This is a genomic window from Nocardioides sp. YIM 152315 (assembly GCF_029210375.1).
Classification (GTDB): Bacteria; Actinomycetota; Actinomycetes; order Propionibacteriales; family Nocardioidaceae; genus Nocardioides.
The window spans coordinates 1-13,813 of record NZ_JARGER010000011.1 but is presented as its reverse complement, the minus strand read 5'-3'; the positions used below and the strand labels follow the sequence as shown (position 1 = coordinate 13,813).

Here is a 13,813-nt window from a genome sequence, read left to right as displayed (position 1 = left end):
CGTGCCGGCTCTCGGGGAGCGGGTGGCGCGGGTCCGGCGACGGAGCCCGCTGGTCGACCACGTCGTCAGGGTGCAGGAGCACTACTCGGGGGTGCAGGCGGGTCAGCAGGCCGGTGCGGTCACCTACTTCGCGTTCCTCTCCTTCTTCCCCGTGCTGGCGCTGGCGTTCTTCGTGGTCGGCTGGCTGGCGAAGGTGTGGGACGAGGCCGACGAGAACCTCACCGAGGCGCTGGACGCCGTCATGCCGGGGCTGATCGGGACCGGTGACACCCAGGTGCAGATCAGCGACATCGAGCGGGCGGCCGGCGCTGTCGGGATCATCGGCGCGGTCGTGCTGCTCTACTCCGGGCTCGGGTGGCTGGCGGCGATGCGCAGCGCGCTGCAGACCGTCTTCGAGGTGCCGGCGAGGGAGCAGCCGAGCTTCGTCCTCGGCAAGCTCCGCGACCTCGCCACGCTCGGCGTCATCGGTGTGATCCTGCTCGTGTCGGTCGCCGTCGCCGGGCTGGTCGGCGGGTTCTCCGACCAGGTGCTGGACTGGCTCGGCCTCGACGACGAGCTCGGCTGGCTGGTCCGGCTGCTCACCGTCGTGCTGGGGTTCCTCGCGAACATGCTGCTCTTCTTCGTCATGTTCGTGCTGCTCGCCGACCCGCACACCCCGCGCCGGTCGTTGTGGTCCGGCGCCCTCCTGGGCGCGATCGGGTTCGAGGTGCTCAAGCAGGTCTCCGGGCTGCTGATCCGGCTGACCCAGGGCAGCCCCGCCTTCCAGGCCTTCGGCATCGCGCTGATCGTGCTCGTGTGGATCAGCTACTTCTCCCAGCTCGTGCTCTACGCCGCTGCCTGGGCGCACACCTCGCCCGCCGCTCGGGCGGCCCGGCCGGTCCCCGTGGCGGCGCCGGTCGCGGGCCCGCCGTCGCCGCCGGTGCGGCGTCCCGACGTCGAGCACCCGTGGGCGGCGCCGTACGCTGCGGGCGCGGCCACCATGCTCGGCCTGGTGGCCGTGGTCCGCCGGTTCTCGAGAAGGAGCAGATGACAGTGGGACGCAAGACGGGCTGGTTCCTCGTCGCCGTGGCGGCGTGGAGCTTCCTGACCTGGACCATGTTCGCCCGCAACCTGTACGACGCGCACGCCTCCGGCGAGGACCGCCCGCAGGGCTACTGGATCGCCCACACCGGCCTGATCGTCGTGAACCTGTGCCTGGGCGTCGTCTTCGCCGTGCTCGGCGTCAGGGGGCTGCGCAAGCGCGCCTGACCGCCCGGGTCGGCCCGGGACCGGCCTGGGGTCGGCCCCGCGGTCGGCGCTTCATCAGGGGATGAAGGCGATACCGCGCTTCCCTCGGCGAGTTCACCCCGGGAAGCGCGGCTTGACCGTCGTCCCTTGATGAATCCGCGCCCGGTTGGGGGGCGAAACTCCACCCTCATCCCGTGATGAACCTGCGGGCGGTGCGGGCGCGGCGGCCGCCTCGGCTCAGTGTCCGTGGCGCAGGGCGGCGTGCAGGTCCCAGTTGAGGCGGGAGATCACGTCGAGCGGGATCTCCTTGGGGCAGGCCGCGGTGCACTCGCCGATGTTGGTGCAGCCGCCGAAGCCCTCGGCGTCGTGCTGGGCGACCATGCCGACGACCCGACTGTCGCGCTCGGGCTGTCCCTGCGGCAGCTCGCCCAGGTGGGTGACCTTCGCACCCATGAAGAGCGAGGCCGAGCCGTTCGGGCAGGCCGCGACGCACGCGCCGCACCCGATGCAGGTGGCCACGTTGAACGCGCGGACGGCGTCGTCGCGGGGGACGGGCACCGAGTGCGCCTCCGGTGCGGAGCCGGTGTTGACCGAGATGTAGCCGCCGGCCTGGATGATCCGGTCGAACGCGCCGCGGTCGACGACGAGGTCCTTGACGACCGGGAAGGCGTCGGCGCGCCACGGCTCGATGACGATCTCGTCGCCGTCCTTGAAGGACCGCATGTGCAGCTGGCAGGTCGTGGTGACCTCGGGGCCGTGCGCCTGGCCGTTGATCATCAGGCCGCACATGCCGCAGATGCCCTCGCGGCAGTCGGAGTCGAACGCGACGGGGTCCTCGCCCCTGGCGACGAGGTCCTCGTTGAGGACGTCCAGCATCTCGAGGAACGACATGTCCTCGGAGACGCCGTCCAGCTCGTAGGTGTGCATCGCGCCCTGCGACGCGGCGTCCGGCTGGCGCCAGATCTTGAGGGTCACCTTCATCGGGGCCCCCGCGCAAGCATGCTCCGCACGAGTGAAGCGAGTCCCTGCAGGGTTTCGTGGGGTGAATTCATTACTTGTAGCTCCGCTGCTTCATCTCGATGGCCGTGTAGACGAGGTCTTCCTTGTGCAGGACGGGCAGTCCCATCCCGCCGGAGTCGGGGTCGCTGCCGAACTCCCAGGCCGCGACGTACGCGAACTGGTCGTCATGGCGCAGGGCCTCGCCGTCCTCGGTCTGCGACTCGGCGCGGAAGTGGCCGCCGCAGGACTCGCGACGGTTGAGCGCGTCGATGCACATCAGCTCGCCGAGCTCGAGGAAGTCGGCCACCCGGCCGGCCTTCTCCAGCGACTGGTTGAGGCTCTCGGCGGTGCCGAGGACCTTCACGTTGCGCCAGAAGTCGTCGCGGAGGGTGCGGATCAGGTCGATGGCCTTCCTCAGGCCGTCCTCGCTCCGCTCCATGCCGCAGTACTCCCACATGATGTTGCCGAGCTCGCGGTGGTAGGAGTCGACGCTGCGGGTGCCGTTGGTGGACAGGAGGTGGTCGACCCGCGACTGCACGGACCGCCGGGCCTCGACGACGGCTGGGTGCGACTCGTCGATCTTCTCGAACGGTCCGTCCACGAGGTAGTCGCGGATGGTGTGCGGCAGCACGAAGTAGCCGTCGGCGAGGCCCTGCATCAGCGCGGACGCGCCGAGGCGGTTGGCGCCGTGGTCGGAGAAGTTCGCCTCGCCGGTCACGAACAGGCCGGGGATCGACGACTGCAGGTCGTAGTCGACCCACAGGCCGCCCATGACGTAGTGGACCGCCGGGTAGATCCGCATCGGCGTCTCGTAGGGGTTCTCGCCCGTGATCCGGGCGTACATGTCGAAGAGGTTGCCGTACTTCTCCTCGACGGCGTCGCGGCCCAGACGCTCGATCGCCGCGCCGAAGTCGAGGTAGACGCCCCGGCGTACGCCGTCGACCTCCGGTCCGACGCCGCGACCCTCGTCGCAGACGTTCTTCGCCGCGCGCGAGGCGATGTCGCGGGGCACCAGGTTGCCGAAGGACGGGTAGATCCGCTCCAGGTAGTAGTCGCGGTCGGCCTCGGGGATCTGACGCGGGTCCTTGTCGCAGTCCGCCTTGCTCTTCGGCACCCAGATCCGGCCGTCGTTGCGCAGCGACTCCGACATCAGCGTCAGCTTCGACTGGTGCGAGCCGGTGACGGGGATGCAGGTCGGGTGGATCTGCGTGTAGCAGGGGTTGGCCATGTAGGCGCCCTTGCGGTGCGCGCGCCAGCTCGCGGTGACGTTGGAGCCCATGGCGTTGGTCGACAGGTAGAAGACGTTGCCGTAGCCGCCGCTGGCGAGCACGACCGCGTCGGCGAGGTGCGTCTGGATCTCACCGGTGACCAGGTCGCGGGCGACGATGCCGCGCGCCTTGCCGTCGACCACGATCAGCTCGAGCATCTCGTGGCGGGTGAACTGCTCGACGGTGCCGGCCGCGACCTGGCGCTCCATCGCCTGGTAGGCGCCGATCAGCAGCTGCTGGCCGGTCTGGCCGCGGGCGTAGAACGTGCGGGAGACCTGGACGCCGCCGAACGAGCGGTTGTCGAGGAGGCCGCCGTACTCGCGGGCGAACGGGACGCCCTGCGCGACGCACTGGTCGATGATGTTGGTGCTGACCTCGGCGAGCCGGTAGACGTTCGACTCCCGGGAGCGGTAGTCGCCGCCCTTGACGGTGTCATAGAAGAGGCGGTGGACGGAGTCGCCGTCCTCCTTGTAGTTCTTCGCGGCGTTGATGCCGCCCTGCGCGGCGATCGAGTGCGCGCGGCGCGGGGAGTCCTGGTAGCAGAAGGACTTCACGTTGTAGCCGGCCTCGCCGAGCGTCGCGGCCGCGGAGCCGCCGGCCAGGCCGGTGCCGACGATGATGATGTCGAGCTTGCGGCGGTTGGCGGGGTTGACGAGGCGGGCCTCGAACTTGCGGGTCTGCCAGCGCTCGGAGATCGGGCCCTCGGGCGACTTCGTGTCGCTGATCGGGTCACCCGGCGTGTAGTAGCCGACCGCGTCGTCGCCGTGCTCGGCAGGGGCGTCGTGGGAGGGGTCGCCCGTCAGCGTGGTGTCAGGCATGTCGGTCATGTGCTGCCCCTTACTTGGAGATGACGCCCGCGAGGACGAAGATCGGGACGAGGGAGAAGCCGCCGGCGATGACGACCGCGAGGATCCAGCCGAGTGCCTTGGCGTTGCGGCGTGCCCGCGCGTTGTTGGTCAGGCCGAGCGTCTGGGCGGCGCTCCAGGTGCCGTGGTGCAGGTGCAGGGCCAGCGCGAACATGGCCAGCAGGTAGATGACCGTCATCCACCAGGTGTCGAAGGTGTCGACGAGCAGGTTGTACGGGTCGTTGGTCTCCCCGCCCGCGACGTTGACCTTGCCGATCGTGAAGTTGATCAGGTGCCAGATCACGAACAGGAGGATGGCGACACCGCCCCAGCGCATCCAGCGCGAGGAGAACGACGAGGCGAGGTTCTTCTTCACCACGTACCTCTGGCTGCGCGCGTGGATGGCCCGGTGCCCGAGTCGGACCGCGGCGTACACGTGGACGACCAGCGCCACGATCAGCACCGCGCGCATGATCCAGAGGAAGCCCTCGTAGGGGAGCATCGGCTCGCCCAGCGTGCGCAGGTGGTGCGCGTACTCGTTGTAGGCGTCGTGGCCCGCGAAGGCCTTGAGGTTGCCGTACATGTGCGCGAGCACGTACAGGATGAAGACGAGGCCGCTCGCGGCCATCAGGAGCTTGAGTGTGATGGTGGAGCGCGACGCCCGCGCACCGGTCACCAAGGTCGTCGTTGCCACGAAGGGCCACGCTACCCCGGGTGGAAGCGCTATCAGTCCGTGGGTGAGTGTGACTTAGAGCGCGTTGCCGGATGAGCCCGATTTCGCCCGGTCGGCACAATGGCGGGGACCGGCCGGACCGCGCGAGAGGACCAGATGCACCGTTCGATCGTGGTGACCGCCGCGTCCGCCGTCGTGGTCGCCGTGGCAGTGGTGAGTGTGGTGACGGTCGTCTGGGAGGGCAACCCGCGCCCCGGCCCCGGGCCGGAGGCGGCCCACACCCAGGTCCGGGTCTCGGCACCTCAGACCCGGATGCCGGGAGAGACGTTCCGCGTGCGGGGGGTCGCGAGTGTCGAGGGCGCGTCGTTCACGGGGCTACCGGTCGGCCTGCAACGGCAGGACGCGACCGGTGCGTGGTCGGACGTCGGCGAGGTCGACACCGTTCATCACGGCCACTACGCCTTCCCCGAGGTGACGCTCGACCAGTTCGACGGCACGTCGACCTTCCGCACGTACGTCGACCCGGGTCTCACCGACGAGCCGGTCTACTCCGACCCCGTCCAGGTGAGGTACGTCCCGCAGACGGTCCGCATCGAGGTGCAGCCCCGGCTGATCGCCCCCGGCGTCGACCCGGAGGCGCTGTCGGTGGCCGCGGCGCGGGCGGTGGTGACCGTCTCGCCGGCTCGCGCCGAGCGACCGATCGACGTCTACGTCCGTGCCGCGGGGAGCCAGGACGCATGGCAGCCCATGACGTCACTGACCACGGACGACTCCGGCCAGGCCTACTTCCGGGCCTGGGGGGCGCAGGAGTACCGCGCCGTGGCGCACGCGTGGCACGGGGTCGCTGAGGCCACCAGCCTGTCGGCCGAGCTGGCCGACACGCCGGCCGGCGCCCCGACGTTCGTCGACGAGTTCGACACCTTCGACCCGGCCAAGTGGGTCGACCGGCCCGGCCAGGACGTGTACGGCGTGGCTCCGCAGATGATGTGCGAGAAGGCCTCCGCTGCGGCCCGCAGTGTCGCGAACGGCGTCCTGACCCTCGGCGTGCTGCCCGACCCCGAGGCGCCCGGTCCGTGCACGTCGGCCGACCCCGCGGACGGCCAGCTCCAGCACCTGCTCCAGGGGCACGTCCAGACCACCTCGTTCACCCAGGCGCGGGGCTGGTTCGTGGCGCGGGTGAAGTTCCAGACCGCGCGGGCCGGCAGCTACGGCGCCTTCTGGCTCAGTGCCGAGGGCTACGGCCGCGGCCGGGCGGAGGTCGACGTCGCGGAGTTCAACGGCCGCACGATCTGGGGCGACAGCATCACCGCCAACTGGGACGGTGACGGCAGCCCGCTGCGATCCAGCCCCCAGAAGTTCGCGTTCCCGAGCCCGCTGAGCGGGGCGGAGTACCCCGTGCCGGCCGAGCTCCAGAGCCCGAGCGAGGCCTTCCACGTGTACGCGGTGCACTGGACCCATCTCGGCTACGACTTCTACTACGACGGCAACCTGGTCGCCTCGCTGCAGGACCAGAGCGCCTACAAGCCCAGCCGCGTGATCCTGAGCAACCTGACGCGGGACTGGAACCAGAAGAACATGCGCGACCTGTCCGACCCGGAGCATGCCGTCGAGCAGCAGATCTACGTCGACTGGGTGGCCGTCTACGAGGACTGACCGCGGAACCGGTTCTCGAGATCTTCGGTGTGGCCCCTTTCACAACCGGCGACGACTGTGCAGACTGCACTGGCACCCGACCCACCGGAGGTGGCGATGGCGTCGACCGACGCGCGAGAGACCAGAGCAACGCAGGGGTCAGCAGGATCGACAGGTGTGAATGGCCCCACCCGGGCCCGGATCGGGGTGAAGACGCTCCGCACCGACACGTGGTGGCTCTACCCGGCAACGACGTTCGTGGTCTTCGCCGCGTTCGTCGTCTACGCGACCTGGCGCGCGTTCGCCGGTGACAACTACTTCTCGGAGCCCTACCTCTCGCCGTTCTACTCGCCCTGCCTCACCGACTCGTGCATCGAGGGGTCGTCGGACTTCGGGCAGCCGTTCAGCTGGTGGAACCTCTCGCCGGCGCTGCTCATCCTGATCTTCCCGCTCGGCTTCCGGCTGACCTGCTACTACTACCGGAAGGCCTACTACCGGGCGTTCTGGCTCTCACCGCCGGCCTGCGCGGTCGCCGAGCCGCACGGCAAGTACACCGGCGAGACCCGCCTCCCGCTGATCCTGCAGAACATCCACCGCTGGTTCTGGTACGCCGCGGTGCTGGTCGCCTGCGTCCTGACCTTCGACACGGTGCTGGCGTTCCGGCCGGCCGAGGGCGAGTCGGACGGGATCCACATGGGGCTCGGCACGGTGCTGATGCTGATCAACATCGTGCTGATCTGGCTGTACACGCTCTCGTGCCACTCCTGCCGCCACATCACCGGCGGCCGGCTGCGGCACTTCTCGAAGCACCCGGTGCGCTACCGGATGTGGACCTTCGTCTCGAAGCTCAACGCCCGGCACGGGACCTACGCCTGGTACTCCCTCTTCTCGGTGGCCCTGGTCGACCTCTACGTCTACCTGCTGGCGACCGGCGCCTTCGACGACCCGCGATTCTTCTGATCCTCCGAGGAGCTGAGCATTTCCGATGAGTGACCGGCACCCCATGACAGGCAACGAGATGTCCGGCGCCAGTGAGGGCGGCATGGAGCGGCACGAGTACGACGTGGTCGTGGTCGGCGCCGGCGGAGCGGGGCTCCGCGCGGCGATCGCCGCCCACGAGGCGGGCGCGCGCACCGCGGTCGTCTGCAAGTCGCTGCTCGGCAAGGCCCACACGGTGATGGCCGAGGGCGGCATCGCGGCGGCGATGGGCAACCGCTGGCCCGAGGACAACTGGGAGGTGCACTTCCGCGACACCATGCGTGGCGGGAAGATGCTCAACAACTGGCGGATGGCGCAGCTGCATGCGCAGGAGGCGCCCGAGCGGGTGCAGGAGCTCGAGGACTGGGGCGCGCTCTTCGACCGCACCGACGACGGATTGATCTCGCAGCGCGACTTCGGCGGCCACAAGTACGCCCGGCTCGCGCACGTGGGCGACCGCACCGGCCTCGAGATGATCCGCACCCTCCAACAGCGCACCGTGCAACTCGGCATCGACGTGTTCATGGAGTGCACGATCACCGAGCTGCTGAAGGACGCCGACCGGGTCAGCGGCGCGTTCGGCTACTGGCGCGAGACCGGCCGCTTCGTCGCGTTCGAGGCGCCGACGGTGATCCTCGCGACCGGCGGCATCGGCAAGTCCTTCAAGGTGACGTCGAACTCCTGGGAGTACACCGGCGACGGCCACGCGCTCGCGCTCCGTGCGGGCGCCGCGCTGATCAACATGGAGTTCGTGCAGTTCCACCCGACCGGCATGGTCTGGCCACCCTCGGTGAAGGGCCTGCTGGTCACCGAGTCGGTGCGCGGAGACGGCGGGATCCTGCGCAACTCCGAGGGCAAGCGCTTCATGTTCGACTACATCCCGGAGTTCTTCAAGGCGGAGACGGCCGATACCGAGGAGGAGGCCGACCGCTGGTACGAGGACAAGAAGAACAACCGCCGCCCGCCCGAGCTGCTGCCGCGTGACGAGGTGGCGCGCGCGATCAACTCCGAGATCAAGGCGGGCCGCGGGTCACCGCACGGTGGCGTCTTCCTCGACATCGCGTCGCGCCGGTCGCCGGAGTTCATCCGCAAGCGGCTGCCCTCGATGTACCACCAGTTCAAGGAGCTCGCCGACGTCGACATCACCCAGGAGGCGATGGAGATCGGGCCGACCTGCCACTACGTGATGGGCGGCGTCGAGGTCGACGCGGACACCCAGGAGAGCGCGGTCACCGGGCTGTACGCCGTCGGCGAGTGCTCCGGCGGCATGCACGGCTCCAACCGGCTGGGCGGCAACTCGCTCGGTGACCTGCTGGTGTTCGGCAAGCGCGCGGGCGAGCACGCGGCGTCGTCCGCCGCCGGACTGTCGGCGCGGCCGGCGGTCCGCGAGGACGACGTGAAGGCCGCGAAGACGAGCGCGCTCGCGCCCTTCGAGGTCTCTGCTGGATCCGGGGGAGGCGGAGAGAACCCGTACACCATCCAGCAGGACCTCCAGCAGTCGATGAACGACCTGGTCGGCATCATCCGCACCGCCGCGGAGCTCGAGAAGTCGCTGCGCGAGATCGAGCTCTTCAAGGAGCGGGCGAAGGCGATGGTCGTGGAGGGGCACCGGCAGTACAACCCGGGCTGGCACCTCTCGATCGACCTGCGCAACATGCTGCTCGTCTCGGAGGCGGTCGCGAAGGCGGCGCTGGCGCGTGAGGAGTCGCGCGGCGGCCACACCCGCGACGACTTCCCCCTGACGGACAACGAGGTGTGGGGCACCAAGAACCTCGTCGTCAGCCTCGACGCCGACGGCACCGGCGTGGACCTGTCCGAGAAGCCGCTGCCGGTGATGCCGGGCGAGCTCGAGAAGTACTTCGACTGAGGAGGACCGACATGGGCTACACGCTGAAGATGCGGGTCTGGCGCGGCGACCAGTCGGGCGGCGACCTCGGCGACTACGAGGTCGAGGTGTCCGAGGGCGAGGTCGTCCTCGACGCCCTCCACCGGCTGCAGGCCACCCAGGCGGGTGATCTCGCGATCCGCTGGAACTGCAAGGCCGGCAAGTGCGGCTCCTGCTCCGCCGAGATCAACGGTCGACCCAGGCTGATGTGCATGACGCGACTGTCGGACTTCGAGCCGGAGGAGACGATCACGGTCACCCCGATGCGGGCCTTCCCCGTCATCCGCGACCTCGTGACCGACGTGTCGTACAACTACGAGAAGGCCAAGGAGCTCCCGTATGCCGAGCTCGGGCCGCGCGACGCCGACGGCAAGCGCCGGATGGCGCAGATCGACGTCGAACGCGGCCAGGAGTTCCGCAAGTGCATCGAGTGCTTCCTGTGCCAGGACACCTGCCATGTCGTGCGTGACCACGAGGAGAACAAGCCCGCGTTCGCCGGGCCGCGGTTCTTCCTGCGGTACGCCGAGCTCGACATGCACCCCCTCGACACCCACGACCGGCGCAAGCTGGCGCAGGAGGCCGCGGGCATCGGGATGTGCAACATCACCAAGTGCTGCACGGAGGTCTGCCCCGAGGGGATCAGGATCACCGACAACGCGATCATCCCGATGAAGGAGCGTGTCGCCGACCGCAAGTACGACCCCTTGGTCTGGCTCGGCAACAAGATCGGCCTCCGCAACCGCGACAACGACGGCCGGACCGAGGTCTAGTGCATGCCTGTCAGCATATGCTGACAGGCATGAGGACTTCGGTGGAGGCGCACGATGGGGACGGCGGCGGCGTCGTGGCGGAGCTGGCGGCCGTCGCGGAGGCCAAACGGGAGCTGGCTCGACGCGAGGAGGTCGCGGTTCGACGGGCCCGACACCAGGGTCTGAGCTGGGCCGAGATCGGAACCTTGCTCGGTGTCACGCGACAAACCATGCACCGCAAGTACCGCAAGGTCGGCTGACGTCCGCGGACTGCCTGTCACGTCCTGCGGTGGAACCGGACCTTCCGGTGGGGAGGTAGGCGGTGTCGTAGCTCGGGTCGTGGGCGCGGTTGTGCTCGTCCACACCGCTATCGGTGTCCTGTGGAGGGGTGGTTTCGAGACAGGCGCCAGGGCGCCTTCCTCAACCACCGTGACGCTCGGGTGGTTTCGAGACAGGCGCCTTCCTCAACCACCGACGCCAGGGCTGGCGCCTTCCTCGACCATCTGACCGCCGCCGCGCCGCGTCAGCTCAGCATCGCGACGAACGCCTTCGACACGACGTACGTCGCGCCGCCGAGCGCGGCCGCGACCAGGGCCGTCACGAGCAGGATCGTCAGGACCGCGCGCAGGGCGGCCCGCCAGCGAGTCGGCTCGCCCTCCGTGTCCCGGCCCCGCGGCCGGTGTGCGATGACCGTCATGTCGATCGTCTCCCTCCCGAGTCGAAGATCGATCCGGATCCAGCATGGGCCCCGTTCGATCCCGTGTCTTCGCCTGCACCGGGTGAGACGCGCCCACGGGTGGTCCGGTTGTAACCTCGCGACCAGTCGAGTCGGGGAGGGTGTGTGGTCAGGGGACGTCCAGCGCGTGCCGTGCTGGCGACCCTCGCGGTCGGAGCGCTGGCCGTCGTCGGCATCGACGACCCGAGCCGGGTGCCCGAGTCGGCCCGGGCCGTGCTGACCCCCACGCCGACGCCGGCCTTCGAGCGACCGGTGCAGAGGCCGAACATCCTCATGGTGACCGTCGACGACCTCGCCGCCGCCGACATGCCGTACCTGCCGCGGGTCCGCCGACTGATGGAGGGCGGAGGAGTGGCCTTCGCCGACGGCATCGCGCCCTCGCCGATGTGCGTGCCGGCGCGGGCGTCGCTGCTCACCGGGCAGTACGCCCACAACCACGGCGCCAAGACTGTGCGCGGCCCCGCCGGCGGCTACCAGGCGCGCGACTGGGACGAACGAGACACGATCGCCACGGCGCTGCAGGATGCGGACTACGACACGCTCTTCACCGGGAAGTACCTCAACGGCTACGGGAAGGCCGGCACCGCCCGCGAGGTCCCACCCGGCTGGACCGACTGGCGCGCGACGCCCGACCCCTCGACGTACCGCTTCTTCGACCAGCGCCTCAGCATCAACCACCGGCTGGAGCGCCAGCAGGGCTACACGACCGACGTGATGACCGCCCAGGCGGAGGAGATGATCGGCGAGCGCCGCGACAAGCCGTGGTTCGCGTGGGTCAACTACGTCGCTCCGCACGTCGGCGGGCCGGTCGACGCGGAGGCGCCGCGCAAGAAGTACGCCGGGACCCCCCAGGGCCGGTTCAAGTCCACCGTGCCCGATCCGGACGACGTCGGCCACTACCAGGACGTCCCACTGCCGAGGACGCCGAACTCGTTCCCGGACGGCGACCCCGATGTGCCGGCGTACGCGCCGGCGAACGTCCGTCAGTTCACCGCCGCGGACAAGGTCGCGCTGGACACCGTCTACCAGCGCCGCATCGAGGCGGCGCGCGGCCTCGACCGGGCCGTCGCCCGGCTCTTCCGCCAGCTCCGGACGACCGGGCAGCTGGACGAGACGCTGGTGATCTTCACCTCCGACAACGGCTACGCGATCGGCAACCACAACCTCAACGGCAAGCTCTACCACTACGACGAGTCGGTGCGGATCCCCGTCCTGATGCGCGGTCCGGGCCTCCCGAGCGGCGTCACCGTGCCGACCGCGGTGACCAACCCCGACCTCGCCGCGACCATCCTCGCCGCGGCCGGTGTCGAGCCGCCGCGGCCCCTCGACGGCGTCGACATCCTGCCGTGGGTCGACGCACCCGCCCAGGTGCGGGTGGTACCGATCGAGGCCTACCAGGTGGCGGGCACCCAGCGCATCTACTTCGGCGTCCGGGTGGGCGCCTGGACCTACGTCCGCTACCGCAAGGGCGGCCAGGAGCTCTACGACCGCTCCCGCGACCCCTACGAGATCCACAACCTGGCGCGCGTGCAGGAGTACGCCGCGGTGCGCAAGGCGCTCGCCTCCTTGGCGAAGCGCTACCGCGGGTGCGCGGGGGACACCTGCCCGAAGGGGTTCTACGCGGCCGACGAGCTCTCCGACCTGCTGGAGTCGGCCGATGCCTGAGGATTTCTGGGCCGGCTTCGGCCTCGATCCCCGACGTCCGGAGCACGCGCGGATCCGGGCGACCGACGCCGACCGCGAGCGTGCGGGCGACCTCTTCGCCGCGGCGTACGCCGACGGGCGCCTCGACCGCGGCGAGCTCGACGTCCGCACGGCGGAGGTCGCCGGCCCGGTCACGCTCGGCACGCTCCTGCACCTGCTCTCCGACCTCGAGCCGGTGCGCGCCGCGCCGACCGGCCGCACCCGGCGCCCGACCGTCCGCGAGCTGCTCGCGTTCGTCGTGTGCAGCGCCGCGTGCGTGCTGCTGTGGTGGCTGACCGGCCGCGGCTTCTTCTGGCCGCTGTGGGTCGTCGTCTTCACCGGGCTCCCGCCGCTGGCGACGCTGGTCGCGGGCCGGCCGGTGGGAGCACCCGACCGCGGGAAAGGTCACACTCTGTAGCAGACGTCCCGGGCCGCTTCTATCGTTCGCCCCATGACCGAACGTGTCGACGGCGGCCTGGACGAGCCCGAGGAGCTGGAGCCCGAGCAGGGCTCGCTGGACCTGGCGGACCCGTCCGACTCCTGGACGGTGGCCGACTGGGAGGAGCAGGCGGCGGCCGTGCTGCGCAAGGGCCGGCGCCTGGGCGAGGGCGACGCCGACGCGCTCGTGTGGGACAAGCTCACCCGGCGCACGCTCGACGGCATCGAGGTCACCCCGCTCGGCATCCCGGCGCTGGTGGCCGAGCTCAGCACGAGCGGACGGCCCACCCGTCGGGGCGACTGGGACGTGCGTGCCCTCGTCGTCGGGGACGACGCCCGGCTCGCCAACGAGGAGGCCCTCGTCGACCTCGACGGAGGCGTGAGCAGCCTGTGGGTGCGGGGCGACGCCGACTACGCGACGGTGCTCGACGGCGTGCTGCTCGACCTCGCCCCGGTCGTCCTCGACGGCGGCGACCCGCGGGCCTTCCTGGCGTACGCCGAGGGCCGCGAGCTGCATCCCGAGACGAACCTCGGCGTCCCGGCGGCGGACGCCACCGCTGACGTCGCGAACACGGCGAAGGACCGCGGCATTCGCGCGTTCGTCGTCGACGCCAGCAGGATCCACGACCAGGGCGCCTCTGACCCGGATCCGCAGGTAGGCGGGCGGCGCTTCGGGGTGTGAACGCAACAAGTGCCCTTC

14 protein-coding genes are annotated in these 13,813 nt (G+C 70.2%); 10 read left to right on the top strand and 4 right to left on the bottom strand.

All coding sequences use genetic code 11. The features are described 5' to 3' along the window. Position 1 precedes the first annotated feature (1 nt). A complete protein-coding gene (locus PZ894_RS02020) occupies positions 2-1,030 on the top strand; it encodes a YhjD/YihY/BrkB family envelope integrity protein (protein WP_275741952.1) in 1,029 nt (342 codons plus the stop codon). After that, entirely contained in the window at positions 1,027-1,248 is a 222-nt protein-coding gene (locus PZ894_RS02015; protein ID WP_275741950.1) for a hypothetical protein, read from the top strand. The genes PZ894_RS02020 and PZ894_RS02015 overlap by 4 nt, the downstream gene beginning before the upstream one ends. A 216-nt stretch (positions 1,249-1,464) precedes the next feature. Here PZ894_RS02015 and PZ894_RS02010 read toward each other — a convergent pair whose 3' ends face one another. The 3 genes from PZ894_RS02010 to PZ894_RS02000 form a co-directional block, all read right to left on the bottom strand. Further along, positions 1,465-2,208: a succinate dehydrogenase/fumarate reductase iron-sulfur subunit gene (locus tag PZ894_RS02010; protein WP_275741948.1), complete on the bottom strand. Its 744-nt coding sequence runs from the start codon at positions 2,206-2,208 to the stop codon at positions 1,465-1,467. A gap of 70 nt (positions 2,209-2,278) precedes the next feature. Continuing rightward, positions 2,279-4,312 (bottom strand): fumarate reductase/succinate dehydrogenase flavoprotein subunit, encoded by a 2,034-nt coding sequence (locus PZ894_RS02005; RefSeq protein ID WP_275742031.1) that lies wholly within the window; start codon positions 4,310-4,312, stop codon positions 2,279-2,281. Between the two features lie 19 nt (positions 4,313-4,331). Beyond that, complete coding sequence (locus PZ894_RS02000) at positions 4,332-5,033, bottom strand: succinate dehydrogenase cytochrome b subunit (protein WP_275741947.1); 702 nt, start codon at positions 5,031-5,033, stop codon at positions 4,332-4,334. A 135-nt stretch (positions 5,034-5,168) separates the two neighbouring features. On the opposite strand from PZ894_RS02000, the gene PZ894_RS01995 reads away from it, so the two are divergent. The 5 genes from PZ894_RS01995 (at position 5,169) to PZ894_RS01975 (ending at position 10,516) form a co-directional block, all read left to right on the top strand. After that, a complete protein-coding gene (locus PZ894_RS01995) occupies positions 5,169-6,665 on the top strand; it encodes a glycoside hydrolase family 16 protein (protein ID WP_275741945.1) in 1,497 nt (498 codons plus the stop codon). 156 nt (positions 6,666-6,821) lie between these two features. Next, positions 6,822-7,604 (top strand): hypothetical protein, encoded by a 783-nt coding sequence (locus PZ894_RS01990; protein ID WP_275741944.1) that lies wholly within the window; start codon positions 6,822-6,824, stop codon positions 7,602-7,604. 43 nt (positions 7,605-7,647) lie between these two features. After that, on the top strand, positions 7,648-9,489 hold the full coding sequence (locus tag PZ894_RS01985) for a fumarate reductase/succinate dehydrogenase flavoprotein subunit (protein WP_275741942.1): 1,842 nt from the start codon (positions 7,648-7,650) through the stop codon (positions 9,487-9,489). Positions 9,490-9,500: 11 nt separating this feature from the next. After that, complete coding sequence (locus PZ894_RS01980) at positions 9,501-10,277, top strand: succinate dehydrogenase/fumarate reductase iron-sulfur subunit (RefSeq protein WP_275741940.1); 777 nt, start codon at positions 9,501-9,503, stop codon at positions 10,275-10,277. 29 nt (positions 10,278-10,306) lie between these two features. After that, positions 10,307-10,516 (top strand): sigma factor-like helix-turn-helix DNA-binding protein, encoded by a 210-nt coding sequence (locus PZ894_RS01975; RefSeq protein WP_275741938.1) that lies wholly within the window; start codon positions 10,307-10,309, stop codon positions 10,514-10,516. Between the two features lie 263 nt (positions 10,517-10,779). On the opposite strand, the gene PZ894_RS01970 is transcribed toward PZ894_RS01975, so the two are convergent. Continuing rightward, positions 10,780-10,953 (bottom strand): hypothetical protein, encoded by a 174-nt coding sequence (locus PZ894_RS01970; RefSeq protein WP_275741936.1) that lies wholly within the window; start codon positions 10,951-10,953, stop codon positions 10,780-10,782. Positions 10,954-11,124: 171 nt separating this feature from the next. Here PZ894_RS01970 and PZ894_RS01965 point away from each other — a divergent pair, with 171 nt between their 5' ends. From PZ894_RS01965 to PZ894_RS01955, 3 genes are read left to right on the top strand one after another with little or no spacing between them, the layout of a single operon-like run. Continuing rightward, positions 11,125-12,657 carry a sulfatase gene (locus tag PZ894_RS01965; protein WP_275741935.1) on the top strand — a complete coding sequence of 511 codons (1,533 nt, stop codon included), beginning with the start codon at positions 11,125-11,127 and terminating at the stop codon, positions 12,655-12,657. Beyond that, positions 12,650-13,093, top strand: a complete 444-nt coding sequence (locus PZ894_RS01960; protein ID WP_275741933.1) for a DUF1707 domain-containing protein — start codon at positions 12,650-12,652, stop codon at positions 13,091-13,093. The genes PZ894_RS01965 and PZ894_RS01960 overlap by 8 nt, the downstream gene beginning before the upstream one ends. Positions 13,094-13,126: 33 nt before the next feature. After that, on the top strand, positions 13,127-13,795 hold the full coding sequence (locus PZ894_RS01955; RefSeq protein WP_275741930.1) for a hypothetical protein: 669 nt from the start codon (positions 13,127-13,129) through the stop codon (positions 13,793-13,795). Positions 13,796-13,813: the final 18 nt, after the last annotated feature.

What these genes read in the sequence shown, in the direction of transcription:
- PZ894_RS02015 (WP_275741950.1), top strand. Translation starts at nt 1,027, where the DNA reads ATGACAGTGGGACGCAAGACGGGCTGGTTCCTCGTCGCCGTGGCGGCG.
- PZ894_RS02010 (WP_275741948.1), bottom strand. Translation starts at nt 2,208, where the DNA reads ATGAAGGTGACCCTCAAGATCTGGCGCCAGCCGGACGCCGCGTCGCAG.
- PZ894_RS02005 (WP_275742031.1), bottom strand. Translation starts at nt 4,312, where the DNA reads ATGCCTGACACCACGCTGACGGGCGACCCCTCCCACGACGCCCCTGCC.
- PZ894_RS01995 (WP_275741945.1), top strand. Translation starts at nt 5,169, where the DNA reads ATGCACCGTTCGATCGTGGTGACCGCCGCGTCCGCCGTCGTGGTCGCC.
- PZ894_RS01985 (WP_275741942.1), top strand. Translation starts at nt 7,648, where the DNA reads ATGACAGGCAACGAGATGTCCGGCGCCAGTGAGGGCGGCATGGAGCGG.
- PZ894_RS01980 (WP_275741940.1), top strand. Translation starts at nt 9,501, where the DNA reads ATGGGCTACACGCTGAAGATGCGGGTCTGGCGCGGCGACCAGTCGGGC.
- PZ894_RS01975 (WP_275741938.1), top strand. Translation starts at nt 10,307, where the DNA reads ATGAGGACTTCGGTGGAGGCGCACGATGGGGACGGCGGCGGCGTCGTG.
- PZ894_RS01970 (WP_275741936.1), bottom strand. Translation starts at nt 10,953, where the DNA reads ATGACGGTCATCGCACACCGGCCGCGGGGCCGGGACACGGAGGGCGAG.
- PZ894_RS01960 (WP_275741933.1), top strand. Translation starts at nt 12,650, where the DNA reads ATGCCTGAGGATTTCTGGGCCGGCTTCGGCCTCGATCCCCGACGTCCG.
- PZ894_RS01955 (WP_275741930.1), top strand. Translation starts at nt 13,127, where the DNA reads ATGACCGAACGTGTCGACGGCGGCCTGGACGAGCCCGAGGAGCTGGAG.